20 protein-coding genes are annotated in these 21218 nt (G+C 53.9%); 6 read left to right on the top strand and 14 right to left on the bottom strand.

What is annotated here, in order from left to right:
• Positions 1-68: 68 nt before the first annotated feature.
• From treC to treR, 3 genes are all read right to left on the bottom strand, one after another.
• Entirely contained in the window at positions 69-1712 is a 1644-nt protein-coding gene (treC, locus tag U0026_RS19955; RefSeq protein ID WP_062777797.1) for an alpha,alpha-phosphotrehalase, read from the bottom strand.
• A gap of 57 nt (positions 1713-1769) precedes the next feature.
• Positions 1770-3191 (bottom strand): PTS trehalose transporter subunit IIBC, encoded by a 1422-nt coding sequence (gene treB / locus U0026_RS19950; protein ID WP_062777799.1) that lies wholly within the window; start codon positions 3189-3191, stop codon positions 1770-1772.
• A gap of 195 nt (positions 3192-3386) precedes the next feature.
• Positions 3387-4334, bottom strand: coding sequence for a trehalose operon repressor TreR (gene treR / locus U0026_RS19945; protein WP_062777847.1), 948 nt, complete (start codon positions 4332-4334; stop codon positions 3387-3389).
• A gap of 156 nt (positions 4335-4490) precedes the next feature.
• On the opposite strand from treR, the gene mgtL reads away from it, so the two are divergent.
• Together mgtL and mgtA are read left to right on the top strand one after the other, a co-directional pair.
• On the top strand, positions 4491-4541 hold the full coding sequence (gene mgtL / locus U0026_RS22810) for a mgtA regulatory leader peptide MgtL (RefSeq protein WP_122983162.1): 51 nt from the start codon (positions 4491-4493) through the stop codon (positions 4539-4541).
• Between the two features lie 145 nt (positions 4542-4686).
• Entirely contained in the window at positions 4687-7395 is a 2709-nt protein-coding gene (gene mgtA / locus U0026_RS19940) for a magnesium-translocating P-type ATPase (RefSeq protein ID WP_062777801.1), read from the top strand.
• A gap of 472 nt (positions 7396-7867) precedes the next feature.
• On the opposite strand, the gene ridA is transcribed toward mgtA, so the two are convergent.
• The 4 genes from ridA to U0026_RS19920 all read right to left on the bottom strand — a co-directional run bounded on the left by ridA (position 7868) and on the right by U0026_RS19920 (position 9881).
• On the bottom strand, positions 7868-8254 hold the full coding sequence (ridA, locus tag U0026_RS19935) for a 2-iminobutanoate/2-iminopropanoate deaminase (protein ID WP_062777803.1): 387 nt from the start codon (positions 8252-8254) through the stop codon (positions 7868-7870).
• A gap of 73 nt (positions 8255-8327) precedes the next feature.
• Complete coding sequence (gene pyrI / locus U0026_RS19930; protein WP_062777849.1) at positions 8328-8789, bottom strand: aspartate carbamoyltransferase regulatory subunit; 462 nt, start codon at positions 8787-8789, stop codon at positions 8328-8330.
• An 18-nt stretch (positions 8790-8807) separates the two neighbouring features.
• Positions 8808-9740 carry an aspartate carbamoyltransferase gene (gene pyrB, locus U0026_RS19925; RefSeq protein ID WP_062777805.1) on the bottom strand — a complete coding sequence of 311 codons (933 nt, stop codon included), beginning with the start codon at positions 9738-9740 and terminating at the stop codon, positions 8808-8810.
• 36 nt (positions 9741-9776) lie between these two features.
• Positions 9777-9881 carry a pyrBI operon leader peptide gene (locus U0026_RS19920; protein ID WP_072351778.1) on the bottom strand — a complete coding sequence of 35 codons (105 nt, stop codon included), beginning with the start codon at positions 9879-9881 and terminating at the stop codon, positions 9777-9779.
• Between the two features lie 260 nt (positions 9882-10141).
• On the opposite strand from U0026_RS19920, the gene U0026_RS19915 reads away from it, so the two are divergent.
• A complete protein-coding gene (locus U0026_RS19915; protein ID WP_062777807.1) occupies positions 10142-10594 on the top strand; it encodes a YhcH/YjgK/YiaL family protein in 453 nt (150 codons plus the stop codon).
• Between the two features lie 133 nt (positions 10595-10727).
• Here U0026_RS19915 and argF read toward each other — a convergent pair whose 3' ends face one another.
• Positions 10728-11732 carry an ornithine carbamoyltransferase gene (argF, locus tag U0026_RS19910; protein ID WP_062777809.1) on the bottom strand — a complete coding sequence of 335 codons (1005 nt, stop codon included), beginning with the start codon at positions 11730-11732 and terminating at the stop codon, positions 10728-10730.
• Positions 11702-11797: a putative translational regulatory protein ArgL gene (argL, locus tag U0026_RS22805; protein ID WP_370922384.1), complete on the bottom strand. Its 96-nt coding sequence runs from the start codon at positions 11795-11797 to the stop codon at positions 11702-11704. Before argL ends, argF begins: the two co-directional genes overlap by 31 nt.
• Before the next feature lie 95 nt (positions 11798-11892).
• Between argL and rraB the strand changes: the two genes are divergently transcribed.
• Positions 11893-12315, top strand: coding sequence for a ribonuclease E inhibitor RraB (rraB, locus tag U0026_RS19905; RefSeq protein ID WP_062777811.1), 423 nt, complete (start codon positions 11893-11895; stop codon positions 12313-12315).
• Positions 12316-12367: 52 nt separating this feature from the next.
• Positions 12368-13168, top strand: coding sequence for a tRNA isopentenyl-2-thiomethyl-A-37 hydroxylase MiaE (gene miaE / locus U0026_RS19900; RefSeq protein WP_062777813.1), 801 nt, complete (start codon positions 12368-12370; stop codon positions 13166-13168).
• 49 nt (positions 13169-13217) lie between these two features.
• On the opposite strand, the gene U0026_RS19895 is transcribed toward miaE, so the two are convergent.
• Entirely contained in the window at positions 13218-14384 is a 1167-nt protein-coding gene (locus tag U0026_RS19895; protein WP_062777815.1) for a YjgN family protein, read from the bottom strand.
• 217 nt (positions 14385-14601) lie between these two features.
• Between U0026_RS19895 and U0026_RS19890 the strand changes: the two genes are divergently transcribed.
• Complete coding sequence (locus U0026_RS19890) at positions 14602-15432, top strand: hypothetical protein (RefSeq protein ID WP_062777817.1); 831 nt, start codon at positions 14602-14604, stop codon at positions 15430-15432.
• 23 nt (positions 15433-15455) lie between these two features.
• Here the strand turns inward: U0026_RS19890 and U0026_RS19885 are convergent, their stop codons facing one another.
• From U0026_RS19885 to pepA, 4 genes are all read right to left on the bottom strand, one after another.
• Positions 15456-15959 carry a GNAT family N-acetyltransferase gene (locus U0026_RS19885; protein ID WP_062777819.1) on the bottom strand — a complete coding sequence of 168 codons (504 nt, stop codon included), beginning with the start codon at positions 15957-15959 and terminating at the stop codon, positions 15456-15458.
• A gap of 184 nt (positions 15960-16143) precedes the next feature.
• Positions 16144-18999 carry a valine--tRNA ligase gene (locus U0026_RS19880; RefSeq protein WP_062777821.1) on the bottom strand — a complete coding sequence of 952 codons (2856 nt, stop codon included), beginning with the start codon at positions 18997-18999 and terminating at the stop codon, positions 16144-16146.
• Positions 18999-19442: a DNA polymerase III subunit chi gene (gene holC / locus U0026_RS19875; RefSeq protein WP_062777822.1), complete on the bottom strand. Its 444-nt coding sequence runs from the start codon at positions 19440-19442 to the stop codon at positions 18999-19001. The genes U0026_RS19880 and holC overlap by 1 nt, the downstream gene beginning before the upstream one ends.
• Positions 19443-19562: 120 nt before the next feature.
• Positions 19563-21074 carry a leucyl aminopeptidase gene (pepA, locus tag U0026_RS19870; protein ID WP_062777824.1) on the bottom strand — a complete coding sequence of 504 codons (1512 nt, stop codon included), beginning with the start codon at positions 21072-21074 and terminating at the stop codon, positions 19563-19565.
• Positions 21075-21218: the final 144 nt, after the last annotated feature.

The raw sequence follows: 21218 nt of genomic DNA, 5'->3' as shown, positions 1-21218 counted from the left end.
CTCAAAAATGAACTGAAAATTGCATAATCTCGACAAGCCCGGCAGCGTTGCGCCGCCGGGCCATTAACTTAGCCCTGAAGCCACCAGATAGCTTCAAACGGACGCAGCGTCATGCCGGCTGGCGTATCGTAGTTGCTCATCAGCACTTGCCCATCGGTGGAATCTGCCGGTGGTTGCCAATCCTGCGGCTCGGCGCTGAGGTTGGCGACAACCAGCAGGCTTTGTCCCTCATGTTGACGACGATAGCACCACAGCGACGGATGCTCGGGTAACAGATCCTGATAATCGCCCCAGGTCAGTACCGGCTGAGATTTTCGCAGCGTAATCAGCTGTTGATAGGCATAGAACACCGAATCCGGATCGGCCAGCGCCTGCTCGACGTTAATGTCGGCGTAGTTATCGCCAGTGCCAATCCACGGTTCACCTGCGGTGAATCCCGCGTTCGGGCTAGCATCCCACTGCATCGGGGTGCGGCTGTTATCACGCGATTTTGTCGCGAGGATCGCCAGCAACTCGTCGGGAGTCTGCCCCTGCGCTAACCGCTCGGCATACATATTGTGGCTCTCCACGTCGCGATATTGTTCGATCTTCGCGAAATGTGGGTTGGTCATGCCGATTTCTTCACCCTGGTAGATGTACGGTGTGCCCTGCATCCCGTGCAGCACCATCGCCAGCATTTTCGCCGCATGGACGCGATGTTCACCCTCGTCGCCAAAGCGCGAAACAATACGCGGCTGGTCATGGTTACACCAGAACAGCGCGTTCCACGCCCGGTTGTGCATGCCTTGCTGCCAGTGGCTGAACAGCGCTTTTAGTGCCACAAAGTCCGGGCGCGCTAACGTCCACTTCTCGCCGCCGGGGTAGTCCACTTTGAGGTGATGGAAGTTAAAGGTCATCGACAGCTCTTTGCCGTTAAGCGACGCGTACTGCTGGCAGTGATCCAGCGTGGTTGACGACATCTCGCCGACGGTCATTAGCCCGCGTGGGGTAAACACATCGCGGCTGAATTCCTGCAGGTATTCGTGAACGCGTGGGCCGTCGGTATAAAAGCGGCGACCATCGCCTTGTTGGTCATCCGGGAAGGACTGATCTTTGGAGATCAGGTTCACCACGTCGAGGCGCAGGCCGTCAACGCCACGATCGGCCCAGAACTCACAAACTTTTTTCAGCTCGTCGCGAACCGTTGGGTTTTCCCAGTTGAGATCGGCCTGCTCGGTGGCAAACAGGTGCAGATAATACTGACCACTTTCGGCGTCCCACTGCCAGGCGTTACCGCCAAACTTGGATCGCCAGTTGTTTGGTGGTGTGTCCGGCGTGCCGTCGCGCCAGATATAGAACTGGCGGTAGGGACTGTCCTTTTTGCGCGACTCTTTAAACCAGGCGTGGTGGGTTGAGGTATGGTTCAACACCATATCAAGCACGATGCGGATCCCACGTTGATGGGCCTCGGTAATCAGCTGGTCGAAGTCATCGATCGTACCGTAAGACGGGTCGATGGTGGTGTAGTCGGCAATGTCATAACCGTTATCCACCTGCGGGGAAACGTAGAACGGCGTCAGCCAGATGGCGTCAATACCGAGCTTTTGCAGGTAATCAAGGCGTGAGGTTACACCGCGCAGATCTCCCGTGCCGCTGCCGGTGGTGTCCTGAAAACTCTTTGGGTAAATCTGGTAGATGACACCGTTCTGCCACCAATGAGGAAGTGTATTCATAGAATTGTCCTTGAAGAAGGCGAAGGGGCGCAATTGCGCCCCGAACAACGATGAGATTTACATGACCGGCAGCGTGCCCATTTTCTGTTTACGCTTGTAGACCACCATGGTCAGAATGATTGGCACCACAATGGAGATGATCATCGCGATGCTGTAAACGCCCCAAAAGGTCGGTTTAATCGACAGGATGCCCGGCAGGCCGCCAACGCCGATACCATTCGCCAGCACGCCGTACAGGCCACACAGCAGACCCGCAATACCGGAGCCAATCATGGCGCACAGCATTGGGAAGCGGTACTTCAGGTTAATCCCGTACATCGCCGGTTCGGTGACGCCGAGATAGGCAGAGATCGCGGCAGGAACGGAGATTTCACGTTCTTTCGCCTTACGGCTGCAAATGATGATGCCCACAACGGCAGAAGCCTGCGCGATGTTCGACAGCGCGATCATCGGCCATACCGGGGTGCCGCCCATGCTCTGGATCATCTGCATATCAATCGCCAGCGTGGTCTGGTGTACACCGGTGATAACCAGCGGCGCATACAGGAAGCCGAACAGCGCCGCGCCAATCGGTGCGAAGCTGCCGGTCAGCAGGTGACGCACGGCGAAGGCCACACCGTCGCCAATCCAGCGGCCGAACGGGCCGATAATGGCGTGGGCGAGGAACACGGCGAGGATCAGCGAGCACACCGGCACGATAACCAGATACAGGTAGTCTGGCACGATGCGTTTCAGACGCGTTTCAATAAAGCCTAATGTCAGACCGGCCAGCAGCGCGGGGATAACTTGCGCCTGATAGCCGACTTTCTCGATGGTGAACAGACCGAAGTTCCACACTTCAGGGACCTGCTGACCCAGCATGTAGGCGTTCATTAGCTGCGGGGAAACCAGCGTCACGCCGAGCACGATACCGAGAATCGGCGTGCCGCCCATTTTCTTCACCGCAGACCAGCAGATACCGACCGGCAGATAGAAGAAGATCGCCTCACCAATTAACCATAAGAAGTCATAGGCGGTTTGCAGCGACGGGTGCATCTGCGCCAGCGTCTGGCCGTTGCTCATCGGCAGATCGCCGATAACGTTACGGAAGCCTAAGATCAAACCCCCGCTGATAAGCGCGGGCAGCAGTGGGAAGAAGATTTCCGCAAAGTGGGAAATCATCTGCTCGTGCCATTTCATATTCTGGCGCGCCGCCAGTTTTGCCTGCTCTTTATCCGCCGACTTTTGGCCGGTGGTGGCGAGAAGGGCTTCATAGTAATCGCCCACTTCGGTGCCGATAACCACCTGGAATTGCCCGGCATTGGTAAAGCAACCTTTTACCATTGGTAGCTCTTCGATGGCTTTTGGATTGGCTTTCGCCGGATCGTTTAGCACGAAGCGCAGGCGCGTGATGCAGTGGCTGACGGTGGCGATGTTATCGCGCCCGCCGACCAGTTCGATAAGTTTATCGATGTTCTGTTGTTCTATTTTTTTGCTCATTATTGGGCCTTAAAACAGAGGTGAGATCTCCCCGATACCCGCCACTTCAGATTGTCTGTTGAGCTAGCCATCTGACGGACTCAGGATCAAAACCGTAGTTATTACGCTGAACATAAGCGTACCGGGTTTACGTTTTTGGGAAAATGGGAACGTTCCCGAAACGTCGCGACGATCACATTAAAGCTGATAGTAAGCTTAGGTCAGGATCGCGGGGATCACTATCTGCAGCGGTTCGCTTTTACCGCTGATTTGGGCGATGAGCTGTTCTGCGGCGCGGCGTCCGGCCTCGGCATAACCGGGATCGACGGTGATAATTTCCGGGTGCAGGAACTTAGTCAGGGGGGTATTACCGACGCTTGCGAGCTGCACGTTGTCGATGCGCTGCTCCTGAAGATACTTGCTGGCTCCCAATGCGAGCGTGTCGGTGGCGCAAATGAGCGCGGTGGTTTCAGGGGTAATCACCTGGCGGGCAAAGTCGTAGCCTTGCTTCATCGCCAGACCCGGCAATGCGGCAACCGGCATCAGCGAGTATTGCTGACAGAAAGCCTGGTAAGCATCATGACGACGCTGACCGGTGGTGGCATCGTTTGTCGGAACCCCAAGGAAACTGATATGGAGATGGCCCTGATCGTACAGGCGCTGCATCAGTTGGGTAATGGCACCGGTATCGTCGTAGCAAACTGAGGCAAAACCGTGAGCATCCCGTGCCATCAGCACTAGCGTTGACTGCCAGTTCGCCAGCGTGTCTTCCACCACGCCGGTAAAGCCAAACAGGACAACGCCGTCAATATTACGTCGCTTAAGCATTGCCAGATGCTCGGCCACTTTCTCCGGCGAGAACTGGCTTTCCATCATAATCGGGTCGTAGCCCTGCTCGTAGAAGGCGGGCAGCATGGTTTGTACGGCAAGGTTTTCTGACAGCGAGTCCAGACGGGTGACGATAATGGCGACCACTTTATCGCTTTGCCCCCGCATAGCGCGCGCCGAGCGGGAAGGGGAGAAGCCTTGTTGTAACATGACGGCTTCTACGCGTTCACGCGTGCGGTCGCTGACCCCGCTCTCATTATTCAGTACGCGGGACACGGTTGATTTACCGACGCCGCTCAGACGAGCGATGTCTTTGATGGTCAGCCGATTTTCCATATAGTTGCCCCGCGTGAATATTTTCATTGTCAAACCTGATGGTTGACGTGCCGTTGAATTGCCCGCCGTTATTATATCGCTCTAATTGTCACACAACTTGAGATTTTCTCCGTATAATTCGCGGCGAATTATCCCTATTTCCTTACCGGAGGCGTTATGGATCCCGATCCCACCCCTCTCTCCCGCTGGAGAGTAACTTTCCGGTAAGCCAGTTTTCACTGCCTTACCGATTTGTGAGGCAGTGACATCTCATAGTATGTCCCTGCGTTAAAAATTAAGTGCCTCAAGGTACAGATTTTCTGTGCCTGCAGGACAGACTGCAGTCGCTTTTCGCGGCTGTGGGGGACGTTGTATGCTGAAAAATTTCACCCGGCAGCTGTTTGCTCAGCTTAGCCGTCACCTGCCGCACCGTTTGGTGCAGCGCGATCCGATGCCGACTCAACAAAGTGTCGTCAGCACGCCCATTCCGCCATCGCTGAGCGAACACTGCCTGAACATGGCGCAGTTAAGCGAGCAGGAATTGTGGCAGGTATTTAATACGCATCCCGAAGGGCTTAACGCGGCAGAAGTTGAGCAGGCACGGGCGGCTCACGGCGAAAACCAACTGCCCGCGCAGCAACCACAGCCGTGGTGGGTGCATTTGTGGCTGTGCTACCGCAATCCGTTCAACATCCTGCTGACCGTGCTGGCAGCGGTGTCCTACGCCACGGAAGATTTGTTCGCGGCGGGGGTTATCGTGCTGATGGTGGGGATTTCCACACTACTGAATTTCGTCCAGGAAGCGCGCTCAACCAAAGCCGCCGACACCCTGAAAGCGATGGTGAGCAACACCGCCACGGTGCTGCGCGTCATTAATGAAAAGGGCGAGAGCAGTTGGGTGGAATTGCCTATCGACCAACTGGTGCCTGGCGATATTGTTAAGCTTGCCGCCGGAGACATGATCCCCGCCGATCTGCGGGTGATTCAGGCGCGCGACCTGTTTGTCGCCCAGGCCTCGCTGACCGGTGAATCTCTGCCGGTGGAGAAGGTTGCAAAAACCCGTGAACCGCATCAAACCAACCCGCTTGAGTGCGACACCCTGTGCTTTATGGGCACCAACGTGGTGAGCGGGACTGCGCAGGCAATAGTGATTGCTACTGGGGCTAACACCTGGTTCGGCCAATTGGCGGGACGGGTGAGCGAGCAGGAGAACGAGCCGAACGCTTTCCAGAAAGGCATCAGCCGCGTCAGCATGCTGCTGATCCGCTTTATGCTGGTGATGGCGCCTATTGTGCTGGTGATTAACGGCTTCACCAAAGGAGACTGGTGGGAAGCGGCGCTGTTTGCCCTCTCTGTCGCCGTCGGCCTGACGCCGGAAATGTTGCCGATGATTGTCACCTCAACGCTGGCGCGCGGGGCGGTGAAGTTGTCGAAACAGAAAGTCATCGTCAAGCACCTCGATGCTATCCAGAACTTTGGCGCAATGGATATCCTCTGCACTGATAAAACCGGGACGCTGACCCAGGATAAAATCGTGCTGGAAAACCACACCGATGTCTCCGGTAAGGTTAGCGAGCGCGTGCTGCAAACCGCATGGCTCAACAGCCACTACCAGACCAGGCTGAAAAATCTGCTCGACACGGCGGTGCTGGAAGGCGTGGATGAAGTGGCGGCCCGCCGGCTCTCCAGCGACTGGCAGAAGGTGGATGAGATCCCGTTTGATTTCGAGCGTCGCCGCATGTCGGTGGTGGTAAGCAAAACGCCGGATGTGCATAAGCTCATTTGCAAAGGTGCACTTCAAGAGATCCTCAACGTTTGTTCTAAGGTATATCACAACGGGGAAATCGTCCCACTGGATGTCACCATGCTGCGCCGCATCAAGTGCGTGACGGATACCCTGAACCGTCAGGGGCTGCGCGTGGTGGCCGTTGCCAGCAAATTCCTCCCGGCGCGGGAAGGTGATTATCAGCGTATTGATGAGTCTGACCTGATCCTTGAAGGCTATATCGCCTTCCTCGACCCACCAAAAGAGACTACCGCACCGGCGCTGAAAGCGCTGAAAGCCAGCGGCATTACGGTGAAAATTCTCACCGGTGACAGCGAGCTGGTGGCGGCTAAAGTGTGTCACGAGGTGGGGCTGGATGCGGGTGAGGTGGTTGTCGGTAGCGACCTTGAACATTTGAGTGATGACGAACTGGCTGAGCTTGCGCGGCGCACCACGCTGTTTGCCCGCCTGACGCCAATGCATAAAGAGCGCATAGTGACCCTGCTCAAACGCGAAGGGCACGTGGTCGGCTTTATGGGCGACGGCATCAATGATGCTCCGGCGCTGCGGGCGGCGGATATTGGGATTTCCGTGGATGGCGCGGTGGATATTGCCCGTGAAGCGGCCGATATCATCCTGCTGGAAAAAAGCCTGATGGTGCTGGAACAGGGCGTGATTGAAGGGCGTCGTACCTTCTCGAACATGCTCAAGTACATCAAGATGACCGCCAGTTCTAACTTCGGGAACGTCTTTAGCGTGCTGGTGGCCAGCGCCTTCCTGCCGTTCCTGCCAATGCTACCGTTACACTTACTGATTCAGAACCTGCTGTACGATGTGTCCCAGGTGGCGCTGCCGTTTGATAACGTTGATGACGAACAGATCCAAAAACCGCAGCGCTGGAATCCGGCAGATTTGGGCCGCTTTATGGTGTTCTTCGGGCCGATAAGTTCCATATTCGACATTCTAACCTTCTGCCTGATGTGGTGGGTATTTAAGGCTAATACGCCGGAAATGCAGACGCTGTTCCAATCCGGCTGGTTTATTGAAGGGCTGCTGTCGCAGACGCTGATTGTGCATATGATCCGTACTCGCCGTATTCCGTTCGTGCAAAGCCGTGCCGCGTGGCCGCTGTTTGCCATGACGCTGTTGGTGATGGCGGCGGGTATTGCGTTACCGTTCTCGCCGTTGGCAAGCTACCTGCAATTGCAGCCATTGCCATTGAGCTACTTCCCATGGCTGGTGGCGATTCTGGTGGGTTACATGACGCTGACGCAGATGGTGAAAGGGTTCTTCACCCGTCGTTACGGCTGGCAGTAATCGGCAATGACCCCGGCGGCGCTGCGCTTGGCCGGGCTACAAAGGAGCGCGAAATCCTGGGCGACAAATATGCACGTAACCCCGGGCAACAAATATGCACGTAACCCCGGGCAACAAATATGCACGTAACCCCGGGCGACAAACATGCACGTAACCCCGGGCGACAAACATGCACGAAATTCCGGGCGACAAACATGCACGTAACCCCGGGCAACAAACATGCACGTAACCCCGGGCAACAAACATGCACGAAATCCCGGGCAACAAATATGCACGAAATCCCGGGCGACAAATATGCACGTAACCCCGGGCAACAAATATGCACGAAATCCCGGGCGACAAACATGTACGTAACCCCGGGCAACAAATATGCACGAACGTAGCCCGGCCAAGCGCAGCGCCGCCGGGGAAACCCGCCGCACAAAAACAACAAAGGCAGCCATTGGCTGCCTTTTCTTCATCCTGCTTGAAACTAGCGACGCACGGCAATCGCTTCGATTTCAATCTTCACGTCTTTTGGCAGACGCGCCACTTCGACGCAAGAACGCGCTGGGAAGGTGGCATTGTGCTCGGTGAAGAACGCTTCGTAAGTAGCGTTAACGGTCGCGAAGTCATTCAGATCTTTCACGAAAACGGTCGTTTTAACGATATCGCCCACTTTCAGGCCAGCGGCTTCAACGATAGCTTTTACGTTTTCCAGTGACTGACGAGCCTGAGCGGATACGTCATCCGCTACGCTACCGGTTTTCGGGTCGACCGGGATCTGACCGGAAGTGATAACCATGCTGCCCAGGTCAACGCCCTGAACGTATGGGCCGATGGCTGCTGGTGCCTTTTCCGTCGCAATAGTCTTGCTCATGATATCTCCAGTTGAACTGCAATAATTAGGTCTTAGCCATTATAGGGAGGCGTAATACCAATACCAACCGCAATTAGTTGGCCAGCACCACATAATGGGAAAACTCTTTTTCACAGTATTTGCATTTGAGAGCAATGTCATCGGCGCGTTTTTTCACTGCAAAGCTCGACGAAACCGGCTCAGCATGGCTGATACAGTTGCTGTTTGGGCACACCAGTACGCGCTCAATACGCTCTGGCAGGCTCGGGCGGGATTTTCCCACCACTTCATAGTTGTCGATACGGTTGACCGTCGCTTGTGGTGCGTACAGGGACAGTTGGTTAACCTGCTCGTCGGTCAGGAAGGTATTCTCAATTTTAATCAGATCTTTACGACCCATTTCACCCGACGGCAGGTTCAGGCCGATGGTGATGCGCTGGTCGGTTTCGGTCAGTTTGAACAGCGTCAGTAGCTTAAAGCCGACCTGCGCCGGGATATGGTCAATCACGGTGCCACGGTTAATGGCTTCTACCTGCAATTTGTTATCGTGTGTCATCGTCATTCCCTCCCTTACTTAAGCCAGTTCGCTATTGAGTACCAGTGCCAGTAACGCCTGGCGCGCGAAGATGCCGTTACCGGCCTGCTGGAAGTACCAGGCGTGCGGCGTTTTATCGACATCGGTGGTGATCTCATCAATACGCGGCAGCGGGTGCAGCACTTTCATGTTGTCGCGTGCGCCTTCCAGGTCTGCGGCACGCAGTACGAACTGCGCCTTCACGTTGGCGTATTCGGACGGGTCGAGGCGCTCTTTCTGCACGCGGGTCATGTACAGGATATCAACCTCTGCCATCACTTCATCAATGGCGCTGTGCAGGCTCCAGGCAATGCCTTTCTCATCGAGCATATCGAGGATGTATTGCGGCATTGCCAGCGCGTCTGGAGCGATAAAGTAGAAACGGTTGCCGTTAAACTTTGCCAGCGCCTGGGTCAGTGAATGCACGGTGCGGCCATATTTCAGGTCGCCGACCATGGCGATGTTCAGGTTTTCGAGTGTTCCTTGAGTTTCCTGAATGGTAAACAGGTCGAGCAACGTCTGGGTTGGGTGCTGGTTGGCACCGTCGCCCGCATTCAGAATCGGAATACCGCCGGAGAATTCAGTTGCCAGACGTGCTGCCCCTTCCTGCGGGTGACGCATGACGATGGCATCGACGTAGGTACTGATGACCGAAATGGTGTCAGCCAGGGTTTCTCCTTTTTTGCCAAGCGACGTGTTGGCGCTATCGGAGAAGCCGACCACGCTGGCGCCCAGGCGATGCATGGAGGTTTCAAAAGACAGACGGGTGCGCGTCGAGGCCTCGAAGAAGCAGCTGGCGATAACCTTGTGCTTCAGCAGTTCCGGCTGTGGATTCGCTTTCAGTTTAGCGGCGGTCGCCAAAACCAACTCAAGGTCTTCGCGGCTGAGATCGTTTATGGAAATGATGTGTTTTTGATACAGCGGATTAGCCATGTTTATCTCCTGACGACGGCGCAAAAAAAAAGCCCCTTAAATAAGGGGCTTTACGAATACGGATGCAACGGAAAGAAAAAACGGCAGGCCAGCGTCTGTTTTCAGACGCGGTAGGACGCGATGTCGTACACACTGAACCATATTTCCTCCTGGCAAACGGAGCGGAATTATACGCAGCTTTATCCGGCAATCAAGGGGGGAATTCACATTTCCATCAACGAAAACGATCTCATTGAATGTGTAGTTGGTTTTGTTGAATTTAAATTCAAAGGTGGTAAGTGGTGAAAAGTGTGTGCCAGACCGGCAGGTGCGGAGAGTCATGATAAAAAGTACTGGTATGGTAATGCGATTTTACGTATAACAACTTAAAATTGAAACATTGTTTTATTTGTGGAGTCATCATGATTATTGGCAACATCCATCACCTGCAGTCATGGCTGCCGGAAGAACTGCGTCAGGCGATTGTCCATCTTCAGGCCAACGTCACCGATGAGACCCCGGAAGGGAAATATGACATCGACGGTAACCGTCTGTTTTATCTCATCTCTGAAAATATGACCGAGCCGTTTGCTGAGCGCCGCGCTGAATATCACGCGCGTTATCTCGATATTCAGGTAGTCCTGAAAGGTCAGGAAGGGATGTCATTCAGCGTGTTGCCTGCGGGCAAACCCGACACCGACTGGCTGGCGGATAAAGACATCGCGTTTCTGCCGGAAGGCGAGCAGGAAAAAATGGTGGTGATGAACGAAGGTGACTTCGTGGTCTTCTATCCGGGTGAAGTACACAAACCGCTGTGCGCCGTAGGGACGCCTGCGAAAGTGCGTAAAGCGGTGATTAAACTGCTGGTTGCCTGACGATGTCGATTGCCGGATGGCGGCTGCGCCTTATCCGGCCGACGACGACTATATTTGTAGCCCGGACGAGGAGCGATAGCGCCGACTCCGGGGATTCCCGGCGTCGCTGCGCTCGGCCGGGCTATTTTTCAGCTTATTTGCTAAGCGTCGCCACCATCACCGACTTGATGGTATGCATCCGGTTTTCGGCTTGATCGAACACAACACTGGCTGCTGATTCAAAGACCTCATCGGTCACTTCCATCCCGCCGTGCATGCCGTACTCCGCCGCCATTTTCTTGCCAAGCGTTGTCTGATCGTCATGGAACGCAGGCAGGCAGTGCAGGAATTTCACCTGCGGGTTGCCGGTCAGCTTCATCATTGCGCTGTTGACCTGGTAATCGCGCAGCAGGGCAATACGTTCCGCCCACTTCTCTTTGGCTTCGCCCATCGACACCCACACATCGGTATAGATAAAGTCCGCGCCTTTCACGCCCGCGGCGATATCTTCGGTCAGCGTCACGTTGCCGCCATTTTTCTGCGCCAGCGCTTTACATTCTGCCACCAGGCTCGCTTCCGGCCAGCATGCCTGCGGTGCGACCAGACGCAGGTCAAGACCGGTCAACGCCGCTGCTTCCAGCATAGAGTTGCCCATGTTGTTACGCGCATCGCCAGCATACACCAGCGTCATTTCATTGAAGGCTTTCCCCGGCAGGTGTTCCTGCATGGTGAGCAAGTCCGCCAACAGCTGAGTAGGGTGGAATTCATCGGTTAGGCCGTTCCATACCGGGACACCTGCGTACTCCGCCAGCGTTTCAACGATCTCCTGGCCGTAACCACGATACTGAATGCCGTCATACATCCGGCCCAGCACACGAGCCGTGTCTTTAATTGATTCTTTATGGCCGATTTGGCTGCCGCTGGAACCAAGATAAGTGACGCGAGCGCCCTGATCGTAAGCGGCAACTTCGAAAGAGCATCGTGTACGGGTTGAGTCTTTTTCGAAGATGAGCGCGATGTTTTTACCGGTCAGGTTCGGCGACTCCGTGCCGTTTTTTTTATCCGCTTTTAGTTTGGTCGCGAGTTGCAGCAGTGTGGTGATTTCTGCAGGGGTAAAATCGAGTAGTTTTAAGAAGTGCTTTTTATACAGAGTAGACATTTTTTCCTCACCTGGCTAAAGCCACTTATTGAATTAAAATTCACTTTATATGTATGAATATTCATTTGCAACCCTGATAACAAATCTTTGTCGGAAAGGTGGAGGCAATGGCGGCGGTATGTGACAATAAGAGTATCAGCCACATTACGAGGAACGAATCATGGCAAACGCAGAACACCTGGAAGAACAGCGTGAAGAAACACGTCTGATCATTGAAGAACTGCTGGAAGACGGCAGCGATCCTGACGCGCTGTATACCATTGAACACCACCTTTCTGCGGACGATTTTGAAACCCTGGAAAAAGCAGCGGTTGAAGCGTTCAAGATGGGTTATGAAGTTACCGAACCAGAAGAGCTGGAAGTCGAAGAAGGCGACACAGTCATCTGCTGCGATATTCTGAGCGAATGTGCGTTGAATGCAGAGCTTATCGACGCACAGGTTGAGCAACTGATGAACCTGGCTGAGAAATTTGAAGTGGATTACGACGGTTGGGGCACCTACTTCGAAGACCCTAACGGTGAAGAAGGCGACGACGAAGACGAAGATGAAGTCGACGAAGACGACGATGGCGTGCGCCACTAAGTCATCTGATTCCCTACGGCAGCGCCCGCTGCCGTAGTTCAAGGATTGATTCATGGATTACCCGCAAATACTCTCCCCCATCTACAGCTTCCTGCACTGCAAAACGCCTGACAAATGGCTGGATGAAGCGCGCTTATCTGAAAATCTTCCTCTGCTCTTAACCGACCATCTGGTTTGTGAGCTGAAAGCGGCACAAACGGCGATGTTTCTGGTGCGTAAATATGTGGCTGGCAAAGATGGCGCACAGGCATTGCTCGATTGGCTAAAGCCATATGAAGCCTTTGCTTTCCGTGAGGGGGAAGTCCCCGATTTCGCACTGCTCAATAAGCAGATCAATAAAAGCGTGATGCCAAAGACCGACGACCCGTGGGGACTGAAGCTTATCGACAGTATGGTGCTGCTGATGAAAGAAGAGTTGCATCACTTCTGGCAAGTATGGGAAGCCATGCAGCGCCGCAATATTCCTTACGTGAAGATTACCGCCAGCCGCTACGCCAAAGGGATGCTCAAAGAGGTGCGCACCCACGAACCGTTAACGCTGATTGATAAGCTGATTTGTGGCGCGTATATCGAAGCGCGTTCCTGCGAACGTTTTGCCGCACTGGCACCGTATCTTGATGACGATCTTAGGACGTTTTACTTATCGCTGTTGCGCTCAGAGGCGCGGCATTATCAAGACTACCTGACGCTGGCGCAGCAGGTTGCAGACGATGACATTAGCGACCGCGTACGATTCTTTGGTGAAGTGGAAGCGTTGCTTATCACCACGCCGGATGACGAGTTCCGCTTCCACAGCGGAGTGCCGGTTTCTCACTTATCGGGCTTTCAATCCTTTCATAAGCCTGTTCTTTAATACGATAGGGTGAGTGGATGATGGCCGTCGTACCCGGCCACAGTATCAATTACATAAACGGCAGCGCGGTGGCCGTGCCACGTGAAATACGCGCAAAAATACCCATATCCAGCGGTTGGTCATCATTAGTGAGATCTAACTCATCAAGATCACCGATGACCGTGGTATGTTCGACTTGATAGCGAAGTAAACGTATTTTCGCCCACGGATAGGCCAACCCGAGCGTGAGGCTTGATACAACGAACAACAACAGTAGATTTAAGGCGGTGCCAACGAACGTTAACGAAGAGTGGAATCGAATACTTTTGGCGAGCATCAGGTTATTGAACGTGTAGTTGCGCAGTGCCGAGAAAGCGTAAGCCGAGGAAAGCACGATAGCGATAAAATAAAGCAAATATGACAGCGCAAATGCACCCGTATGGCCACTTAATAACCCGAAAAGACCGTATTGATCCATAAGAGACATGAACATTTTTATGATAACAATCATAAAGGGAATCAGAATGGCCATCGAAATTAAAGAGATGATAACGCACTTTGATGTTTTAATATTTACATCAAAACTATGAATGCTAAATTTAAAGTTATTCGCGAGTAATGTTATCCAGTGACGATAAATAATGCCATTAATAGCACAAAAAACGACCATGCCTACCACGACTCCGCAAATAACCCGTGCAATCAGAGAGTTGACTCCTGAAGGAGGCCCCATCAAATTGCTATAACCGATAAAGACGATAGAGAACACGACAAGGGTCACTAGCGGGATACCCACTAATACACACCATGCTCGCAGCATGGAACACTGAAACCCGAAGCGCACGTTGTTTAGCGTGGTCATTGTAGCGTGATAGCTCAGGCTTTTTACCATCATGCAGGGCATGACTAGTATCAAAACCCATGGTGTGGAAGCCATTTCACCTGCATGATCGCTCAAACTTTCGATGAAGCCGAGAATGGATATAATAACGGTAATGGCAAACCAACTGATAAAAATATCGCGACCTTTTGCGTGGTAACCAAACCGCGTGCCGTGCAGTTCCATATTTTCATAAAAATAACGGCGGCAGCGCACTAATGCCCAAGGTAAAAAGATGCCGAGAGTAATTAATGATAGGAAAGCATTAATGAGACAAATAATGAAGAAGGATGAAGCTTTTCCATGGAATTTAAGTGTGTGCACTTCCCCAGACTTATTGGTGGGTGAATGAATCATATGTAAACATCCTTGTGATCATAAAAAACGAAGGGCTCTTTATACAGGAATTTGTAATTAATAATAACTATAAAGTACGTTTTCAGAGTTGTGTTAACCGCTTGAATTGCTACTGCGGGAGTGGTATTAATTCTATGTATTGACTTGGTGAGTATAATTTAGATTAAGTATAAATTTACCATATAGATAATTTCTGGGATGCGGTGTAAGGATGGGGATGAACTGGACACATGTACTGTTGGCGGGCTATATCGGGGCGGTAATTGCTATCGTCGTTGGGGTGTTTCGCAAAAAAGGCTGGATTGGTAAAGCGGCGGGTGCCGTTATCTTTGTGGTGGCAATTATCGCCTGGAATCTGTTTGATGTGCACTATCTGATCCCGCGGGAGAGTCCTGATTTTGGCAAGACCGAAGAGCAGCAATTCGAATCGGCGATGTCTACAATGCCGACTTTCCAGGTATTGAAAGAGCAGGATCCAACATTCTGGCAGCATATTCGCGATATGTCGGCGCAGATGAAAAGGGAGGGCAAAAGTCAGCAGCAGGTGATTGATGCCATTCAGCCTCAAATCCTGCAACTGCAAATGGCGCGGCTACAGCAGGCTCCTGATGCCAACGTCATTGAGTACATGAAAATCAACCTTGAGCAGATTGCCGCAGCGAAGAAAAGCGGCGATGACGTGTGCTACCGTTTCCTGTTCCCGGCAGTTAAAGGGGGAATCAATCCGGTTAAAATTATTTCAAAAGATCTTCTTACGCGACGAACTGAAAGCGATGCACGAATGATGCGTGCCGCTTACGGGCCGGATAAACACACGGTTACACCGCAAGAGAAGCAACAGGCGCTGGCCGATATGCAAAGCCTCGGCCCGACGCTTATCCAACGCTACGGGCAGGATGTTGAAATTATGTCTGATCCGACAAAAGGCGTAGGCAAAGAAGGTATTGCTTGCGATATCGTGCAGGATTTCTGGAAGCAGATATTGGCGCTGCCGGAAGCGAATGCCGCAGGGGCTATTCGTCTGGCAGTATCGCCGGAAATGCAGTAATCAGGATGACCCCTTTGCGCGACTCAAAGGGGTTTTAGCATTCTCACTTCACAATCCACATGACCGGTGCAACCCAGCGCCTGCGAGATATGTGCAAAACCCAGACGCTCATAAAGGCGGATGGCCTCGGTCAGGAACGCGGTGGTTTCCAGGTAGCATTGCTTAAAGCCCTGCTCGCGGGCGTGATCGAGCGCGGTGAGTGCAAGCTTCTTCGCTAACCCTTGGCCACGCACACTCGGTAAAAAGTACATCTTTTGCAGCTCACAAATGTCCGGCTCGCTACAGCCTAACGGCGCCACACCACCGCCGCCAACGACTTTCCCATTTTGCTCAACCACCCAATAGGCCGAGCCTGGCTGGCTATAAACCTGGAATAGCTCGTCCAGATTGGGGTCGGCCACCGTGTAGCCCTTGTCGGCCGTCAAGCCGTATTCGGCAGAGACCTGGCGAATGACGAGGGCAATGGCAGCATTATCTTCAGCCGTGATCCGGCGAAGGGTCGCAGAAACGGGCGTAACAACACTCATAGCGAAACTCATGACATAAACGTGAAATATATGCAGTTAATAACACTGCGGGCGGGGGGAGCGCAAGCGAGGATAATTCAGGGGCGAACCCGGAGTCGGCGCAGACGCGCCTCGTCCGGGCTACATTCGTGCACCCTTGTAGCCCGGGCGAGCGCATGCGACCCCGGGACAACATAGGCACGGTTTACAGCGCAGCAATAACCGCCTGCTGTTCAATCAACTTCGCTTTGGCTTCCGCGTAACCTTCGAGCTTCTCACGCTCTTTGGCGATCACAGCTTCCGGTGCGCGTGCGACAAAGCCTTCGTTAGAGAGCTTGCTTTCGATGCGGCCAATCTCACCTTCGATTTTTGTCACTTCTTTCGCCAGACGCGCCAGCTCATCTTCTTTGTTGATGAGGCCAGCCATCGGGATCAGCAGCTCGGCGCCGTCGATGATTTTGGTCACGGAGATCGGGCCTTTATCATCAGCAGGCAGCACGGTGATGCTTTCCAGACGCGCCAGGTTCAGCAAGAAGCTGCGGTTGTCGTTCACACGACGCATCGCCGCTTCGCTGCAACCACGCAGCAACAGCTCCAACGGTTTACCCGGGGCGATGTTCATCTCCGCACGGATGTTACGAATAGCGACAATCGCTTGCTTCAGCCACTCGGTGTCCGCCAGCGCCGCTTCATCAACCTGCGATGCATCGTACTCTGGGAACGGTTGCAGCATGATGGTATCTGCGGTGTTACCGCAAATGACCTTCACACGCTGCCAGATGGTTTCGGTGATGAATGGAATGATTGGGTGCGCCAGACGCAGCAGACCTTCCAGAACGGTCACCAGCGTGTTGCGGGTGCCACGCAGTTCAGACTCTGAACCGCCGGTCATCACAGGCTTGGTCAGCTCCAGATACCAGTCGCAGAACTGGTTCCAGGTGAACTCATACAGAATGCCCGCAGCGATGTCGAAGCGGAAGTTATCCAGCGCTTCGCGGTACGCTTTGATGGTCTGGTTGAATTCTGCAAGGATCCAACGGTCTGCCAGTGACAGCGTCATCTCGCCGCCGTTGAAGCCACAATCCTGATCTTCGGTGTTCATCAGCACAAAGCGGCTGGCGTTCCACAGCTTGTTACAGAAGTTACGGTAACCTTCCAGACGTTTCATATCCCAGTTGATATCGCGACCGGTTGAGGCCAGCGCCGCCAGGGTGAAACGCAGGGCGTCGGTGCCGTGCGGCTCAATGCCGTCCGGGAACTGCTTCTCGGTGCGCTTAGCAATTTTCTCAGCCAGCTGTGGCTGCATCATGTTGCCGGTACGCTTAGCCAGCAGGTCTGGCAGAGAGATGCCGTCAACCATATCCAGTGGGTCGATAACGTTACCCTTGGATTTGGACATCTTCTGGCCTTCGTCATCACGAATCAGACCGGTCATGTAGATGGTCTTAAACGGAATCTGCGGCTTGCCGTCTTCATCTTTGATGAAGTGCATGGTCATCATGATCATGCGGGCGATCCAGAAGAAGATGATGTCGAAGCCGGAAACCATCACGCTGGTTGGGTGGAACTGACGCAGTGCGTCGGTGTTTTCCGGCCAGCCGAGAGTGGAGAAGGTCCACAGCGCGGAGGAGAACCAGGTGTCGAGAACGTCTTCGTCCTGACGCAGCGCAACGTCGGCGCCGAGGTTATTTTCCTGACGCACTTCGTCTTCGGTACGGCCAACGTAGACGTTGCCGTCGTTGTCATACCAAGCCGGGATACGGTGACCCCACCACAGCTGACGGGAGATACACCAATCCTGAATATCACGCATCCAGGAGAAGTACATGTTTTCGTACTGCTTCGGCACGAACTGAATGTCGCCGTTCTCAACCGCTTCTACCGCCGGTTTTGCCAGCACGTCGGCACGGACGTACCACTGGTCGGTTAGCATCGGTTCGATAACCACGCCGCCACGGTCGCCGTAAGGCACGGTCAAGTCGTGCGGTTTGATCTCTTCCAGCAGGCCCATCGCATCGATAGCGGCAACCACCGCTTTACGTGCGGCAAAGCGTTCCAGCTTCTGGAACTCAGCCGGGATCGCGTTGGAATAGACGTCGGACTCTTCACCTTTGGTGTCGTACACTTCCGCACTTTCGCGGATATCACCGTCGAAGGTCAGAATGTTGATCATTGGCAGGGCATGACGACGACCGACTTCATAGTCGTTAAAGTCGTGTGCCGGGGTGATCTTCACGCAGCCGGTGCCTTTTTCCATATCGGCGTGTTCATCGCCCACGATAGGAATACGGCGATCAACCAGCGGCAGCATGATAAATTTACCGATCAGATCTTTGTAACGCGGATCTTCCGGGTTAACGGCGACGCCGGTATCGCCCAGAATGGTTTCCGGACGCGTGGTGGCAACCACCAGATAATCTTTACCGTCTGCGGTTTTCGCGCCGTCGGCCAGCGGATAGCGGATGTGCCACATGGAGCCTTTCGACTCGCGGTTTTCCACTTCCAGGTCAGAGATGGCGGTGCGCAGTTTCGGGTCCCAGTTTACCAGGCGCTTGCCACGGTAAATCAGGTCTTCTTTGTACAGGCGAACAAAGACTTCTTTCACGGCATTGGAAAGGCCTTCGTCCATGGTGAAGCGCTCGCGCTCCCAGTCAACCGAGTTGCCGAGACGACGCATCTGACGGGTAATGGTGCCGCCGGATTCCGCTTTCCACTGCCAGATTTTATCGATAAAGGCATCGCGACCGTAGTCGTGGCGAGTTTTACCTTCTTCAGCGGCAATCTTACGCTCAACCACCATTTGGGTTGCGATACCCGCGTGGTCGGTACCGGCCTGCCACAGGGTATTTTTACCCTGCATGCGCTGGTAGCGGATCATGGTGTCCATGATGGTTTGCTGGAAAGCATGACCCATATGCAAACTGCCGGTGACGTTCGGCGGCGGGATCATGATGCAGAAGGACTCTTTGCTTTCGTCGCCGTTAGGCTTGAAATAGCCCTGCTTTTCCCAGTGCTCGTAAAGCGGCTGTTCGATATCTTGTGGGTTATATGTCTTTTCCATTATTTCCAGGTTGCCGTATTCAGGTTAAAACCAGCCACGCGGTAAGCTTTGTAGCGATCGCGTGCGAGTTGTTTTAGAGTTTCTTCGTAAGGGACGAAGTCTACCACTTCTGTGAAAGCGGTGGCAAAATCTGCAAAGTTTACCCGCAGACTGATCAGTATATCGCGTGGGCTGCTGTTACGTTTAGCAGGCCAGGCAATCTCAACCGGCGCACCGCCACGCGGACCTTCGCCCGCCAGATTATGCGGTACAAAGCTTTCCGGTGGACGCGTCCACAGCGCTTCATCCAGGCGCACGGCCTGCTGCTCGTCTTCACAGGCAATCAACACACGCTTGCCCGCACGCCAACGTTCTGCGGCAATTTCACACACTAGCTGCTCGACGGCGCTGAGGTCGTCGACGGTGGTGTCATTGTCCAGAATATAGAACGTTGCATTCTTCATATATGGGGCTTCTTGTAGTGGATTTAAATCTCCCCCTCACCCCGACCCTCTCCCTCAAGAAAGAGGGAGATTTGTTCCCTCGCCCCTTTGGGGAGAGGGTTAGGGTGAGGGGGTTGTGTCTTACTCTTCGCCGTTAAAACCCGCGCGATTGAGCAGGAACTGCGACAGCAGTGCCACAGGACGACCTGTAGCGCCTTTGGCCTTGCCTGAACGCCATGCGGTACCGGCGATGTCCAGGTGCGCCCAGTTGTACTTACGGGTAAAGCGCGCAAGGAAGCAGCCGGCGGTGATAGCACCACCCGGACGGCCACCGATGTTTGCCATATCCGCAAAGTTGGACTCTAACTGTTCCTGGTACTCATCGCCCAGCGGCAGACGCCATGCGCGGTCACCAGCTTGCTCGGACGCGCCAATCAGCTCATGTGCCAACGGATTGTGGTTCGACATCAGGCCGGTGATGTGATGGCCCAGCGCAATCACGCAGGCGCCGGTCAGAGTTGCGACGTCTATCACCGCTTCTGGCTCAAAGCGCTCAACGTAGGTTAACACGTCACACAGCACCAGACGGCCTTCGGCATCGGTGTTCAGGACTTCAACGGTCTGGCCAGACATGGTGGTCAGCACGTCGCCCGGACGATATGCGCGCCCGCCGGGCATGTTTTCACAGCCCGCCAGCACGCCAACAACGTTAATCGGCAGTTGCAGTTCGGCAACCATCCGCATCACGCCATAGACCGCTGCCGCACCGCACATGTCGTACTTCATCTCATCCATCCCTTCGGATGGTTTGATGGAGATACCGCCGGAGTCGAAAGTTAGGCCTTTACCCACCAGGACGATAGGACGCACATCTTCAGATGCCACACCTTTGTACTCGATGACCGACATCAGGGATTCGTTCTGTGAGCCGTCGCCGACCGCCAGATAGGAGTGCATCCCCAGCTCTTTCATCTGCTGTTCGCCGATGACGCGGGTGACGACATTTTTGCTGTAGCTGTCAGCTAACTGACGTGCCTGAGAGGCAAGATAGGCCGCGTTACAGATATTTGGCGGCATGTTGCCAAGATCTTTCGCCGCTTTGATACCAGCGGCAATCGCCAGACCGTGCTGGATTGCGCGCTCACCGCTGGTCAGTTCGCGGCGAGTTGGCACGTTGAAGACCATTTTACGCAGCGGGCGACGCGGCTCGCTTTTGTTGGTTTTAAGCTGGTCGAAGCTGTACAGCGTCTCTTTTGCGGTTTCTACCGCCTGACGTACTTTCCAGTAGTTGTTGCGGCCTTTCACGTGCAGTTCGGTCAGGAAGCAGACGGCTTCCATCGAACCGGTGTCATTCAGGGTATTAATCGTTTTCTGAATAACTTGCTTATACTGACGCTCATCAAGCTCGCGTTCTTTGCCACAGCCAATCAGCAGAATGCGCTCTGACAGGACGTTGGGTACGTGGTGCAGCAACAAAGTCTGCCCCGGTTTGCCTTCTAGTTCGCCGCGGCGCAGCAGCGCGCTGATATAGCCGTCGCTGATTTTATCGAGCTGCTCGGCAATGGGAGAGAGACGACGGGGTTCGAATACGCCCACGACGATACAGGCACTCCGCTGCTTCTCCGGGCTACCACTTTTTACACTGAACTCCATGCACTACGCTCCTGAATCTTAAAGACAACGGCGGTGGCTACGGATAGAATTGCAAGCTTACGTAACTCATTTCCGCGGTTGCGGTGACTTCGTGTTAATCTTAACGTTATTACGGTGTTGGCACGTCAGAACATTTCCTGAAAC

The organism is Kluyvera intermedia (assembly GCF_034424175.1).
In the GTDB taxonomy this organism is placed as follows: Bacteria; Pseudomonadota; Gammaproteobacteria; order Enterobacterales; family Enterobacteriaceae; genus Kluyvera; species Kluyvera intermedia.
This window is presented reverse-complemented; position numbering and strand designations above follow the sequence as displayed.